This is a genomic window from Blastopirellula sp. SH421 (assembly GCF_057808535.1).
On record NZ_CM173712.1, the window covers coordinates 4,707,656 to 4,721,375 of the forward strand.

The following is a 13,720-nucleotide window of genomic DNA, read 5'->3' on the forward strand; positions in this document are numbered from 1 at the left end:
CGCTCTAGGAGTCGCCGCGTCAGACCTCTATACTGCCGCTATGCGGCGCTATCGGCTTTCAGACGTCCTTTGTTTCGACGCCGGCTGATGACGCCAGACGCGTGTTATTCAAGAATGACAGGTCCATGCTCGAGGTTCATCTTCCTGACGGCAACGTAAAATCTTACGACATCGAAATCACTCCCATGGACGTCGCCGCCGACATTGGCGCTGGCCTCGCAAAGGCCACGTTGGCGGCCCAAATTGACGGGCAGACCGTCGGGTTTGACGCCAAGCTGCCGAGCGAAGGCTCGGTCAATCTGCGGTTGCTGACCAACAAAGACCAAGAATCGCTGGGAGTGATGCGGCATAGCTGCGCCCACATCATGGCCCGCGCCGTGATGCGTCTGTTTGACGGCGTGCAACTTGCCTTTGGTCCGACCATCGAAGGAGGCTTTTACTACGACTTTGATCTCGAGCATAAGCTGACTGCCGAGGACTTTCCGGCGATCGAAGCCGAGATGAAAAAGATCATCAAAGAGAACGAGCCGTTCGAACGTATCGAAGAGACGCGTGACGGGGCGCTGGCGGTCGTCAAAGATATCGACCAGCACTATAAGATTGAGCATATCGAAACCGGTTTGGCCGGTCACGAAACCTTGTCGTTCTATCGACAGGGTGAATTTATCGATCTCTGTCGTGGTCCGCACATTCCCCACCCCAAGTCAATCGGCGCCTACAAGCTGCTCTCGGTCGCCGGCGCTTACTGGAAGGGAAATTCGGACAACAAACAATTGCAACGGGTCTATGCGACCGCCTTCTTTAACAAAGAAGACCTCGCCGCGCATCTCGAGAAACTGGAAGAAGCCAAACGCCGCGATCATCGCGTTTTGGGCAAGCAGCACGACCTGTTTGCAATCAATCCGCTGGTCGGCCAAGGGCTGATCTTATGGCTTCCTAAGGGGGCTATCGTACGGCAACAGTTAACTGACTTTCTGACCGAACAACTGCGCAAGCATGAGTACCAATCGGTCTTCACGCCAAACATCGGCAAAGTCGATCTCTACAAAACATCAGGACACTATCCTTACTACAAGGATAGCCAGTTTCCGCCGATTCACGTCGCGGACGACGAAGAGTATCTGCTGAAGCCGATGAATTGTCCGCATCACATCATGATCTATAAGAACCGCCCTCGCAGCTATCGCGAGTTGCCGGTTCGTTTGTCAGAGTTCGGCACCGTCTATCGTTATGAGCAATCCGGCGAACTGAACGGCATGACGCGCGTGCGCGGATTTTGCCAAGACGATGCGCATATCTTCTGCACCGAAGAACAGGTTGAAGAAGAATTTCGCAAGTGCATCGAGATGACCCAGTACGTGCTGACCAGTCTGGGGCTGACCGACTATCGCGTGCGTCTCGGTTTTCGCGACCCTGACAACGGCAAGTATGTTGGCAATCCCCAGGTTTGGGATCGGGCCGAACAATCGCTGGTCTCGGTTTGTAAAAACATGGGGATCGATGCAATTGCCGAAGCCGGCGAAGCTGCTTTCTATGGTCCCAAAGCAGACTTTGTCGTCAAAGATTGTCTCGGACGCGAATGGCAACTCGGCACCGTGCAGTTGGATTACAACTTGCCCAGCACCGAACGCTTTGCCCTGGAGTATGTTGGCGCCGACAATCAAACGCATCGCCCGGTGATGATTCACCGCGCTCCGTTTGGCTCGCTCGAACGTTTCATGGGCGTGTTGATCGAGCACTTTGCCGGTGCGTTTCCGCTGTGGCTTGCGCCGGAACAAGTTCGCGTGCTGGTCGTCAGCCAGAAATTTGAAGAGTATGCCCGCAAAGTGGAAGCGGAACTCAAACAGGCTGGCTTCCGCGTCAGTGGGGACTACCGACCTGAAAAGATCGGCTCCAAAATCCGCGACGCTCAGATCGAACTGATTCCTTATATGTTTGTGATCGGCGGACGCGAAATGGAGACCGAATCGGTCGCCGTTCGCGATCGTATCGATGGCGATCTCGGATCCATGAAAGTCGCTGAAGCGATCGAAAAACTGAAGCAAGAAGTTGTCGAACGCAAAGTTCGCCAGGTCTTCACCGGCTCCGCCGGAATTGGAACCGCTGCAACCAGCGCAACCGACGAATATTGAGCATTCGCTTCGAGCATCTGCTTCAAGACAAAAACGCCGACCAAATGGTCGGCGTTTTTTTTGTTCGCTGGAAAGTTCTTGCTGCTTTCTACAGCCGGTACTACTTTATTGACGCCGCAACAAACGTCGCCGCAACTGGTTACTACTGAACGCATTACAACTTTACGACAACGAAAAATCCCAGCCAGACAGCTGTCCTGCTGCGTTTTTTTAGCGAGTGCGGCAAGCAGCGACCTAGGGTTACCTAGGCGGAAAAACCGTCTCTGACGAACTGCCCCATTGCAGTTCGCACTATGTATAAAAAACCTGGGCATTTGGACCACGACTACGGTCCAAGAAAGAGATTTTGCGAATCATGTTGAATCGAATGAACTTCCGCCGTTTGGCGGTCGCCGTATTGGCCGTCGCGACGCTTGGCGTCATCGCTCATCAAACCGTCGCTTGCACCAGGGCGGTCTATTTTGGCAAAGACGGAATGGTCGTCACCGGTCGAACCATGGACTGGAAAGAAGATCTAAAGAGTAACATGTGGATCTTCCCGAGCGGCATGGACCGCGACGGAGGACTTGGGCCAAGCTCCTATAAATGGAAGTCGAAGTACGGCAGCGTCGTCCTGTCGGCCTACGAAGCGGCGACTTGCGACGGCATGAACGAGCATGGCCTTGTTGTGAACGCACTTTACTTGGCCGAAAGCGACTACGAGACGCCGGGAGATACGCGTCCTGGCATGTCGGTCGGCGCCTGGTCGCAGTATGTGTTGGATAGTTTTTCCAACGTCGACGAAGCGGTCATGGCATTACAGAACGATGCATTCCGCGTGGTCGCGCCGACGCTGCCCAATGGCGCCGCCGCCACGATTCACTTCTCGATTTCGGATCCCTCCGGCGACTCGGCGATTTGCGAATACCTGGGCGGCAAGCTGGTGATCCATCATGATCGCAAATACCAGGTCATGACCAATTCGCCTACCTTTGACAATCAGATCGCCCTGGACGCATACTGGCGACAAATCGGTGGCAATACCATGCTGCCGGGAACCAATCGGGCTGCGGATCGTTTTGTGCGAGCCGCGTACTACATTGACGCTTGCGATCAATCAGCCAATCCACGTGAAGCGGCCGCCGCCGTCTCGAGCGTGATGTGCAATGTGAGCGTTCCGCGCGGCATCAGCACGCCGGATCAGCCGAACATCGCTTCGACGATCTGGCGCAGCGTCGCCAACCAAAAAGATCGAATCTACTACTTCGAGAACACTTACAGCCCCGGCGCCATCTGGGTCGAACTAGGCCAGATCGACTTCTCGCCGGGTTCGGGAGTTCGCAAGCTGACAATGGTGGGCGAAGATGACTTGGTTGGGGATCAAACGGCGAATTTCAAGCAGGCCGAACCGTTCAAGTTCCTCGCGCCGGAAATCAAATAGGCTTGGTGGAGTAGGCAAATCGAAGCGTCGCCGTTATCCAATTAACGGCGACGCCAGAAATACAATTGAAGCCGCGATCGAGACGAAATCGCCGAGGCGCTACAATTCGCGATCTCTCCACGGCGACTGTTGGTTCTCTAGCCCCAACTTCTCGGATACCAACTTGGCATGTTAGATCCCAGTCTTGCTAGACTTCTTTTCGGACTCAAAGAGCGTTAATCGAAATCGCCGCGATGGACTAGGCCTAGCGCCGGTCTGCTCGTCGGCGTCGCTGAAAACGTCGCCGTAGGCGTTATCTGATTGTTCGGTTCATCCAAGTCAGTACGGGTCACACTCGCCAGACTGCTTCCAGTAGACTCGTCAACATCCAATCCCATTTCGCGTGCGAATTGCAGTTCTTCAGCGGGATCCTCTTTGATCACACCCAAGATCGTCGCGTAGTCAAGCAACGATGAACTGATAAAGCGTCCTGGTCCCAACAGAACGGACCACGAGCACAACTCGCGATTGTAGTTGTCTGAATAGCGGAATGGATTGTTTATGAGACCGCCGAGATAACCCATGTCGTCATAGTTCGGGCGCGGCACAATAAAGAATGCAAGTCCCACGTAAATTAGTTCGATGCCGGCGATGATCGCCAAACGCGAGATCAGCGCATCCGGAAAGTACGGCTGTCGAAATAGCAGATATCCAACGCCAGACAACATCGCCAGAGAGACGATCATCTTGAAAGTCACGACTACGATGTTGCGCTGCGGGACGTATTCGGTGCTGACCTCAATACCGCCATACTTACTCGGCGAGTTCGTTGTGGATGATCCGTAAAAGCTGTCAAACATCCACATAAGCGGCGTGCCTTGTTCGAGAAGTGCGGGGGGCCTTTTAAACCTAGCATTTACCCGTGGCGGTTGATTTCCTCCGCCGATTTCCCTGCGAGAAGGGGATAGATTGGAACCGTTTCTCCGGATTGGGACGTTTTTTTTGGCAAACCAATCTCTGGATTTTCGTGCCCAAGGGGGAAAGGATTTTCTATACTAGTAATAGAGGAATCCCTCCCAGGACCTTTAATTTGGAGTCGAACGATGTATGCCAGAACACGGATTCAACGAACGCGTGAAGCGGTAAAGTGGGCCTTTCTGCTGGCGACTGCTGGAATGATGATGGCAATCGCCTGGCAAGTTGTGGGGGGCGGCTTGTGACCAACTCTGTAGCCGCAAATTGTTAGGCTAAACCGAGTTCAGATGCACAACGATTGCGGATTTGGACAGGGTCTCCACTTTTTGGCTGGAAGCGTTAGAGTTGCGGTAGATCACCGCTACCGCAACCCAAGTATCCCCTATGACGCGACCAATCGCATTTCGTACCGGCCAATGGATTTCGCAATCGGACCTTACTGTTCCGATTGATGACATTGGTTTTGTGATGGGAACCACAGTCGTTGAACAACTGCGAACTTTCGCCGGTAAAGTATTTCGGCTTGAGCAGCATTTGGCGCGACTTCGCGACAGCTTGGCGATTGTCGGACTAGAGATTCCATTTACGGACGCCGACTTAACCGACGCCGTTCAAGAGATCGTCGCTCATAACCATCCATTGCTGACGACGGGGGATGATCTAGGGGTCGCCATCTTTATCACGCCGGGCAGCCTGGATCACCCCGGCAAATCGCCGCTGGTTTGTATTCATACGCGGCCAGTAGCGTTTGCCGGATTTGCCAGCAAGTTTGCCGGCGGCCAAGCCTTGGTTGTCCCGACAACTCGGCAAACGCCGATCGAGTGCTGGCCGCGCCACCTGAAGGTCCGCTCGCGAGTCCACTATTATTTGGCCGATCTAGAAGCCAAAAAAATCGAAGCAGGCTCACGAGCTGTCTTGCTGGACTTGGATGGTTTTGTCATGGAAGCGACCACCGCCAATCTGGTCGCTCATTTTGCCGACGAAGGTTTGGTTGCGCCTCCGCGAGAGCTTGTCTTGCCAGGAATCAGCATCGCCGCGCTGGAAGAACATGCGCAGCAATTAGGAATCCCCTACAGCCAGCGTCTGATGACTCCCAAAGATGTCGCTCAGGCGGATGAGATTCTGCTGACTAGCACTTCTCCTTGCGTCCTTCCGTGCAATCGCTGGAATGGCCAAGCCGTGGGGGATGGCAAGCCAGGCGCCATTTTTGACAGACTGATTACCGCGTGGAGCGATTCGGTTGGACTCGACATTATCGCCCAAGCCGTTCAGTTTGCGCAGCGCGACTGATTTTTCGGATTAATCCAGTGTTAACCTGGTCCTCGTCGCAAGCAGCAGCGATGAGTACAATGGGGCGTTGCTGATCTCCCTCTACTGTCCTTAATGGCGTACTGAAACGATGGACCGCGATACGATTGACCGTGCCGAAACGATTCGTCAACGTTTGACGCAACTTAAGGACAGTCTTTGACTACGCTACTAAAAAAGAAATGCTGGCAGTAACCGAAGCCAAAATGGCTGCGCCTGGCTTTTGGGATAATCAAGAGACAGCGCAAGCGGTCGTTGGCCAGTTGAAGTCGTTGATGTCGATTCTTGAGCCGCTGGAAGAATGCTCCAGTGCAGTGGGCGATCTAGACGCAATGCTCGAAATGTCGGCAGAAGACTCCTCGTTTGACAACGAAGCGAAAGCCGAAGTCGCGCGGCTAGAGACCGAACTAGATCAGCTTGAACTTAAAGGGCTGCTCAACGCGCCGCATGACGCATGCGGCGCACTTGTGTCGATCCATGCTCGCGATGGCGGAACAGACGCCAATGACTGGGCCGAGATGCTGTTGCGGATGTATTCGCACTGGGCGGCCGAAAATGACTATACCGTCGAGTTGATCGACCGCGCTGATAATGACGAAGCCGGAATCAACAGCGCCACGTTCGCAGTGCGCGGGATCATGGCCTACGGCTATCTCAAAGGCGAAAGCGGGATGCACCGCTTGGTGCGAATCAGCCCGTTTAACTCGGAAGGTAAACGCCAAACCAGCTTTGCAGCGGTCGACGTTTCGCCCGAGATTCCTGATACCGAAGAAGTGGAAATTGACGAAGAGGACGTCCGGGTTGACACGTTCCGGGCCAGTGGCGCCGGCGGACAACACGTGAACAAGACGGATAGCGCTATTCGCCTGACCCATATTCCGACCGGCGTTGTGGTGCAATGCCAGAACGAACGGAGCCAACACAAAAACCGGGCTCAGGCCTGGAAACTGTTGCGTTCACGCATCGCGCGGATTGAAGAAGAGCGCCGAGAAGCGGAAGATGCGGCTCGTTACAAGACGCAGGCCAAGGTCGGCTTTGGTTCGCAAATTCGCAACTATTTCCTGCATCCCGATCAACGGGTCAAGGACGCGCGAACCGGGCACTATGTTGGCAGTTTTCATGCTGTGATGGATGGAGAGATTCAAGGTTTTCTCGACGCCTATCTACGCTGGCGCGTCGGCCAAGGGGATAACGAAGGAAAATAGTTTCAAGCATGTCCAGTGAGCCCGAAATTCAATTTGTGGACGCGATCGATGCCGATGGTCGCGGCTTGTTTGTCAGCTTCCCACGCCGCGGTGATCGGTTTGGGCATGTGGTCTCGGTCGTCAACGGCGACGAGATCCTCCCGTGCTTGGTCTCGTTAGAAGGGGACGATGCAGAAGAGTGGCCAGACAGTCCGCCGATACAACAATTAAGCATCGAACACCGCCTTGCCGGCGCTGTCGCCCTGGGCGTCGGTCAGGCCGGGAAAAGCCACTGGTCGGTCACGGTCGAGACTTTCGCAGCAGAGCGTCGCGTCGAGCTTCACGTCGCTTGTCGCATGAAGATTCATCCCGCACAGATCAGCAGTCGCTACGCCAGTCTGCTGAACGCTGAAGTAAAACCGGCTCGCATCGACGCCTACACGTGGAGTTGGCCGGCAGGGGGCAGTCAACTTCTCGTTCGGCAATCACTGTTTGATCACTATCCGGCGCCAGAGTTTCCGGCAACCTCCACCGGTTTTGAGATCAATGCCGCGGTCGATCAAATGCCTTTTCCGAAAACGATCGAGTGGCGTTACTCTTTTCAGGTTGCATAAACCGGGTCATAATCGGACGAAACGGTAAGCTTTACCAAGGGCTCGTCCCTTTGCCGTGCTGAATATTGAACGAGCAACGCTTCGTTCGCACATGCAAGGAGATCACTTTTTTTAACCGGCTTGGTAAGATAGCTGTTCGCTCCGGCAAGCATCGCTTGTTCTAGCGAATCGTGGCTGGTGTGCCCCGAGACCATCATGATAAATGGTTGTCGATCTTTCTGAACGTAACGAATATGCCGGATGAAATCGATTCCGGCTGCGTCAGGAAGCTCCCAATCGCAAAGCACAAGTTCCGGCTGAAACTCGTCATACAAAACCAGCGCTTGCTTGCAGTTGCTGGCGGTACGCGTCTCAAAGCCTGCCTCGGCCAGCATCTCGGTCATCAAGTAACACATGAGACGGTCGTCGTCTACGATCATCGTGCGCAACGGCAGTACGTTGGAATCCACGGTAATTCTTTTTCTTAAGAGCATTCGAATTGCAACGCGGTACTGCCCACCGCGAAGATGTACTTGATGTATAGGATAAAACTGTTCGGACATCCTGCATTTTTCTTGCAAATCTAGGCAATTCTCCTTAGATTCCGCTGTGCGCTGTGTGGCTTTTAACGGTCATAGCGAAGCGGCGAAATTCGACGAATTTGTCGCTCACACAACTCCAATCTTCGTACTGACCTGCGCGTTGTAGCGAGTATTCGGCCTGCGCCAGCACGGTCTGGACGGGACATTCTGATCCGGCCGGATTGAGTGAATGCACGCTTCAAATCGAGTCGATGCTAACGACCGAAGAGTCAAATGCGCCGGCGGAGTCCGACGCGATACTGACACTCGTGAACGGAATCATGATGGATCGCAGACACCCAATCTGGATGGGGCCGACGGCGCTGGCCGCCGCAACGCTCGCCGCGTTTGCAGGATGCTCCGATGCGCCGGTCGCATCCTCTGCTAACCGCATCTCTTCTGAGAAGTCGATTGGCACGCCGCGCCGATTTCAGCTTCCGGCCGACGTTCGCCCTGTAGCGCTCGAGATCTCAGCGACCGACCAACCAACGGTAGAGAACCCCTATTTGCTCTCGCAATTGCCGACTCCCTTCGCATCGTCGGTGATCGGCCTTCCTCCTTTGCCAGAAACGGCCGATGCGCCGCTCGTGCTTCCGCCGCCGCCAAAACTGCCGCCGCAACCAGAACTGCAGCCCCTGCCCACGCCGGCAACGCCCAGATATATGCCGCTGATCGAAGCGCAGCCGCAAACCGCCGTCGATCGCCAAAAGCCCGTCAGCGTGCCGTTACCGCGATTAGATGAACCCGACTCATCCTTCTCGTTAGAAGGCCCACAGATCTCCGGTCCCAGCTCGGATGTGCCGCAGTCGGCGCCCAGCATGCAGCCCTCTCAGATGGAAGGGTCGCGCTGGAGCCAAGCAGCCCCTGGCCCGGCGTCGACGCAGCCTACGCCTGAATCCCTGCAGGACGAACTAGAGCTGTTTCCGCTGCAACCCGGCTTTGCCAGTGGGCCGCAACCGCCGCACGATCTGCGCTCGTTGCCCCCAACTCCAGAACTGTCGGCCCAGCCGCCAGTGTTCATGCCGCGAATCGAAGCGGAGCCTTCCGCGCAACCGCAACCGCAACCGCAGCATTTGCCGGCGCTGCCGCCAGCGGCGCCGCTGGTGCAAAGTTCTGCCGAACCTTCGCCGCAGATGCCGATTCCGCTGCAAGCGTTCGAGCAAGCTCCGCCAGTGCAACGCGATCGGCTGCTGGATCAACATGCAATGACGGCGGTCCGGGGCCGCGCCCAGTCGCTGGTTGAACATGGCTTCTCGCTGGCTCAGCGCGGCGCTTTTTTCTCGGCCCGAGCCGAGTTGATTCAAGCCTTGCGACTTTTGACGCAAACGCTTGATACCGAACGGCGTACGCACGAGTTCAGCGATGCTTTGGCCGCAGGGCTCCTGGCTTTGGAAGAAGCGAGCGACTTTGTGCCTGAGGGTTCGCGGCTAGAAGCGAACGTTAATCTCCAGCGTTTGATTCAATCGCATCGCACGCCGATTTTGAAAAACGCCGACGCCAACCAACTCACGCCGTTGGTCGCCGCCCAGCAATACTTCTCGCATGCACAAGATCGCCTGGCGTTTGCGTGCGGCGGAGTCCCTGAAGCCTCGGCGGCGTTATACGGACTTGCCAAGCTGCAGCCCTTTTTAAAGTCGGGCAGCGGTGGAGACAAAGCGTTGATCGGCCCCCGTTCGATCGCATTGCATCAATCCGCGTTCCTGGCTGATCCGCAAAATATTTTGGCAGCCAACGAGCTTGGCGTCATGCTGGCCCGTTATGGTCAATTGACCGACGCCAAACAGGTGCTTATCAACGGTTTGCGACAGCACTCGCTGGCCGAAACCTGGGACAACCTGGCCAAAATACATGAGCTGCTTGGCGAACATGAAATGGCGAAACTAGCTCGTGCAGAAGCGCAATACGCGATCGCCAACGGGGTGATCGCTCCGAAAAGCAACTTTGTGCGTTGGGTTTCGCCTGAAGCTTTCGCCAATCAACAGCGAGTCGATGCGACTGCGATGGGGCCACAGCGTCCAGATGCTAGTCGCCAACCGCAATCCTCCCAGCAACGTTGAGCCGCACGGAATGAACCAAAATATCGCCTTGAATCCGTCTCACGCTTTTCGCTCGCTCGCCGCGATCGCCGGGCTGTTGCTCCTATCCGGAGCGCTGGGGCTTGTGCTAACGCCGAGCGTCCACAAGACCGCTGAGCCGGAACCGCAACCCATCGCCCCGCAAGCGCAAGCTGCTCTTCGAACACCCCAAGCAGCCCATGTCGGCGCTGCGATTACCAGTTGGAATCTGCCGGAAGAGAGCAGTCCGGTCATGCTGTGCGCGGGACCACCCAACTGCGACCCCTGCCCTTCTCCGGCCCAACTGCAAAATAGTCCGATCAAAGTTGGCGTCGATTCGGCCGATCCGATTTGCGAAGGCGAACTCCACTGGAATGCGCGCCGTCCGATTCCCTGGCAAATTTTTGCCCAAGGCGAATACATTGGGCCGGCTCGCTTGGAGCATGTGCCCGAGTATCGCCTGCGTGTGGATGATCAGTTGGAGTTTGTTTATCGCTTGACGCGCAACGAGATGACCACGCCGTATCGTTTGAATGTCGGCGATCAAGTGCGTGTTGAATCGCTGACCGATCCGAACTTGAACCGTGACCTGGTGATTCAGCCGGATGGTTCAATCACCGTGCTGTTGCTGGGTCAGGTGCATGCCGCTCGTAAAACAGTCACCGAACTGACGGATCTGCTGGATCAAGATTACAAGCGGTACTACAAAGTACCGGCGATTACCGTCACACCACTTCAAGTGAACACCAAGCTGGAAGATTTGCGAGCCACGGTCGACAGCCGAGCTGGACGCGGCGGTCAGTCGCAAAGCGTCCGCGTAACTCCAGAAGGAACCATTCAGCTACCGGCGATCGAATCAGTTCCCGCCCAAGGCTTGACCCTGGACGAGTTGAAGCGTGAAGTCGACGAGCGTTATGCTCACGTCGTCGACGGGATCGGCGTGACGCCGATTTTGACCGCTCGGGCGCCTCGCTACTTGTATGTATTGGGAGAAGTTAGAACGCCGGGCCGCTTTGAGCTGGTCGCTCCGACGACCGTCATGCAGTCAATCGCGCTGGCTGGCGGCTGGAATGTGGGAGGCAATCTGCGAGAAGTAGTGATTTTCCGCCGCGCCGAGGATTGGCGTCTAATCGCCACCAAAGTAGACATCCAAGGCGCTCTGTATGGCAAACGCCCAATTCCGTCTGACGAACTATGGTTGCGTGACTCAGACATCGTCGTGGTGCCCAAGCAGCCGATCCTGTGGGCCGACGAGTTTATCGATCTCGTATTTACCCGCGGTATTTACGGCGTGGCTCCGTTCAGCGGCTTCAGCTACACCTTCTCCAATGTAACAAACCTGTAATGACCACCACCTAGAGGGGAGCAGAAAGTTCCTCCGTGGGCGAAACCAATTGACGCGAAGCAGGGTTTTACTGTACGACGAGTGGATGCATTTCACTCTTGCTACGGTCTCCTCCTCCCACTTCGCGGGCTCAAATCGATGAATCGCTGGACGCTCTGCTCGCTGTTGATCAGCACCGCACTGTTCGTTTCACCGCTCCAGGCTCGAGATTCGATCACCGATAAAACGCCGTTGGGCGCCATCGTGCCCGATTTGCAACTGAAAGATTTCCGCGGCAAAAATTACGCGATCTCCGATTTCAGCGATCAAAAGGTAATCGTCCTCGCTTTTCTGGGAACCGAGTGCCCGCTGGCCAAGCTGTACGCAGGACGACTGCAAGAGCTGTCGAATGAGTTCGCCCCGCAGCAGGTCACGATCCTCGGGGTCATGTCCAATCAGCATGACGCAATCACCGAGATCGCCGCGTTCGCCCGATTGCACAAGATTTCTTATCCTCTGCTAAAAGATGTCGGCAATCAGCTAGCGGACGCCGCCGGAGCCGAACGCACCCCAGAAGTGGTCGCGCTGGATGCAGATCGCAAGATCATCTATCGGGGGCGAATCGACAACCAATATCAGATCGGCGTAGTCCGTGATAAAGCGGACGAGCACGAACTGCGCGACGCGATCGAAGCGGTCTTGGCTGGCAAGCCGGTTAAAACGCCGTCCACCGAGACCTTCGGTTGCCACATTGGCCGAGTTCATCAACCGCAAGCCGACAGCGATGTCACCTACTACAATCAGGTCGCGCGTATTCTGCAAAAGCGCTGCGTTGAGTGTCATCGTGAAGGCGAGATCGCTCCGTTCGCACTGACCGACTATGACGAGGTCGCCGGCTGGGCCGAGATGATCGCCGAAGTCGTCGAAGACAAACGAATGCCTCCTTGGCACGCCGCGCCGGAACATGGCCATTTTAAAAATGCTCGACCGATGCCGACTGCCGAAAAAGAGTTGCTGCTGCAATGGGTCGCCGCAGGAGCACCGGCCGGAGACAAAACCCAGGCGCCGCCGGCGATGCAAGCATCGAGCCATGGCTGGACGTTACCGGTTGAACCCGATCAAGTTATCCAAGTCACTGATAAACCGGTCAAAGTCCAGGCCAGCGGCGAAGTGAAGTATCAATACTTCATTCATAACCCTGGTTTCACCGAAGACAAATGGCTGCAGGCGGCCGAATTGCGACCCGGCAATCGCATGGTCGTTCATCACATTCTGGCTTTTGCGGTTGGTCCCAACGAACGCAATTTGCGGGATGGGGGCGCTCGTGGATTTTTAGTGGGATATGTGCCCGGGATGCGGGCTGAGCCTTTTCCGGCCGGCATGGCGAAAAAAATTCCGGCTGGATCGCGGCTCGTGTTTCAGGTTCACTACACGCCGATTGGCAGCGAACAATTCGATCAAAGCGAACTAGGCCTAGTCTTTGCTGATCCGCAAGAGATCAAATATGAAGTCAAAACAACAAGCGCCCTGAACCGTTCGTTTCAAATTCCCGCCGGTGACGGCAACTACGCTGTCGAAGCGGACGCTCCGCGGATTCCTACCGAAGGCGCCTATTTACTGGGGATGATGCCGCACATGCATCTCCGCGGCAAAGCATTCCGATATGAACTGAAGGGCAAAGAGAAAAACGAGATCCTGCTTGATGTGCCGGCCTATGACTTCAACTGGCAGACCTCTTATCGCCTCCTAGAGCCACTTCCCCTTGCTGCCGGGAGCGTCGTTCATTGCGTCGCCCATTTCGACAATTCAAAATGGAATCTCGCTAACCCCAATCCAAACGAAAAAGTGAAATGGGGCGATCAGACCTGGGAAGAAATGATGATCGGCTATTTTGATGTCGCACATCCGCACGATCCTCAGGCGAGTATGCCGGCAGAGCCGCAAGACGCCGCGGCGGCTGCAGCTAGAAGACTGATGGAGAAATACGACGCCAACGGTGACGGCATTGTCCTCCGCGAAGAAGTGCCCGAGAAAGGGCGACGCTACTTCGATCTCATCGACAAAGATGGAGACAAGAAGGTAGTGGAAACTGATATCGTAATGCTGCTGCAGAAAATGCCGGCGCTGATGAATCTGATCCGCTAAGCTTCGTGATTGCTAGATTGGTTCA

At 55.6% G+C, this 13,720-nt stretch carries 10 protein-coding genes; 8 read left to right on the forward strand and 2 right to left on the reverse strand.

Annotation, left to right across the window (positions count from 1 at the left end; genetic code table 11):
• The first annotated feature begins 125 nt into the window (after positions 1 to 125).
• Together thrS and SH421x_RS19095 are read left to right on the forward strand one after the other, a co-directional pair.
• Positions 126 to 2,132, forward strand: coding sequence for a threonine--tRNA ligase (gene thrS / locus SH421x_RS19090; protein WP_488851481.1), 2,007 nt, complete (start codon positions 126 to 128; stop codon positions 2,130 to 2,132).
• A gap of 355 nt (positions 2,133 to 2,487) precedes the next feature.
• Positions 2,488 to 3,552, forward strand: coding sequence for a linear amide C-N hydrolase (locus tag SH421x_RS19095; RefSeq protein ID WP_488851483.1), 1,065 nt, complete (start codon positions 2,488 to 2,490; stop codon positions 3,550 to 3,552).
• A gap of 215 nt (positions 3,553 to 3,767) precedes the next feature.
• Here the strand turns inward: SH421x_RS19095 and SH421x_RS19100 are convergent, their stop codons facing one another.
• Positions 3,768 to 4,397, reverse strand: a complete 630-nt coding sequence (locus SH421x_RS19100) for a hypothetical protein (RefSeq protein WP_488851485.1) — start codon at positions 4,395 to 4,397, stop codon at positions 3,768 to 3,770.
• Between the two features lie 493 nt (positions 4,398 to 4,890).
• Between SH421x_RS19100 and SH421x_RS19105 the strand changes: the two genes are divergently transcribed.
• The 3 genes from SH421x_RS19105 (at position 4,891) to SH421x_RS19115 (ending at position 7,612) form a co-directional block, all read left to right on the forward strand.
• Positions 4,891 to 5,796, forward strand: coding sequence for an aminotransferase class IV (locus SH421x_RS19105; protein ID WP_488851487.1), 906 nt, complete (start codon positions 4,891 to 4,893; stop codon positions 5,794 to 5,796).
• Positions 5,797 to 5,905: 109 nt separating this feature from the next.
• Positions 5,906 to 7,019 (forward strand): peptide chain release factor 2 gene (gene prfB / locus SH421x_RS19110; RefSeq protein ID WP_488851489.1). Its coding sequence is split into 2 segments (ribosomal slippage): positions 5,906 to 5,974 and positions 5,976 to 7,019, totalling 1,113 coding nucleotides; the frame shifts between segments, so codons are not numbered across the junction.
• Between the two features lie 8 nt (positions 7,020 to 7,027).
• Entirely contained in the window at positions 7,028 to 7,612 is a 585-nt protein-coding gene (locus tag SH421x_RS19115) for a hypothetical protein (protein ID WP_488851491.1), read from the forward strand.
• Here SH421x_RS19115 and SH421x_RS19120 read toward each other — a convergent pair.
• Positions 7,600 to 8,061 (reverse strand): response regulator, encoded by a 462-nt coding sequence (locus tag SH421x_RS19120; RefSeq protein ID WP_488851493.1) that lies wholly within the window; start codon positions 8,059 to 8,061, stop codon positions 7,600 to 7,602. The genes SH421x_RS19115 and SH421x_RS19120 overlap by 13 nt on opposite strands.
• A gap of 323 nt (positions 8,062 to 8,384) precedes the next feature.
• Here SH421x_RS19120 and SH421x_RS19125 point away from each other — a divergent pair, with 323 nt between their 5' ends.
• The 3 genes from SH421x_RS19125 to SH421x_RS19135 all read left to right on the forward strand — a co-directional run bounded on the left by SH421x_RS19125 (position 8,385) and on the right by SH421x_RS19135 (position 13,695).
• Positions 8,385 to 10,229, forward strand: coding sequence for a tetratricopeptide repeat protein (locus SH421x_RS19125; RefSeq protein ID WP_488851495.1), 1,845 nt, complete (start codon positions 8,385 to 8,387; stop codon positions 10,227 to 10,229).
• Positions 10,162 to 11,571 carry a polysaccharide biosynthesis/export family protein gene (locus tag SH421x_RS19130; RefSeq protein WP_488851497.1) on the forward strand — a complete coding sequence of 470 codons (1,410 nt, stop codon included), beginning with the start codon at positions 10,162 to 10,164 and terminating at the stop codon, positions 11,569 to 11,571. Before SH421x_RS19125 ends, SH421x_RS19130 begins: the two co-directional genes overlap by 68 nt.
• 138 nt (positions 11,572 to 11,709) lie before the next feature.
• Entirely contained in the window at positions 11,710 to 13,695 is a 1,986-nt protein-coding gene (locus SH421x_RS19135) for a redoxin domain-containing protein (RefSeq protein ID WP_488851499.1), read from the forward strand.
• Positions 13,696 to 13,720: the final 25 nt, after the last annotated feature.

Bases quoted from the DNA above. Each gene is read 5' to 3' on its own strand.
- thrS (WP_488851481.1), top strand. From the start codon at position 126: ATGCTCGAGGTTCATCTTCCTGACGGCAACGTAAAATCTTACGACATC.
- SH421x_RS19095 (WP_488851483.1), top strand. From the start codon at position 2,488: ATGTTGAATCGAATGAACTTCCGCCGTTTGGCGGTCGCCGTATTGGCC.
- SH421x_RS19100 (WP_488851485.1), bottom strand. From the start codon at position 4,397: ATGTGGATGTTTGACAGCTTTTACGGATCATCCACAACGAACTCGCCG.
- SH421x_RS19105 (WP_488851487.1), top strand. From the start codon at position 4,891: ATGACGCGACCAATCGCATTTCGTACCGGCCAATGGATTTCGCAATCG.
- SH421x_RS19115 (WP_488851491.1), top strand. From the start codon at position 7,028: ATGTCCAGTGAGCCCGAAATTCAATTTGTGGACGCGATCGATGCCGAT.
- SH421x_RS19125 (WP_488851495.1), top strand. From the start codon at position 8,385: ATGCTAACGACCGAAGAGTCAAATGCGCCGGCGGAGTCCGACGCGATA.
- SH421x_RS19130 (WP_488851497.1), top strand. From the start codon at position 10,162: ATGCGACTGCGATGGGGCCACAGCGTCCAGATGCTAGTCGCCAACCGC.
- SH421x_RS19135 (WP_488851499.1), top strand. From the start codon at position 11,710: ATGAATCGCTGGACGCTCTGCTCGCTGTTGATCAGCACCGCACTGTTC.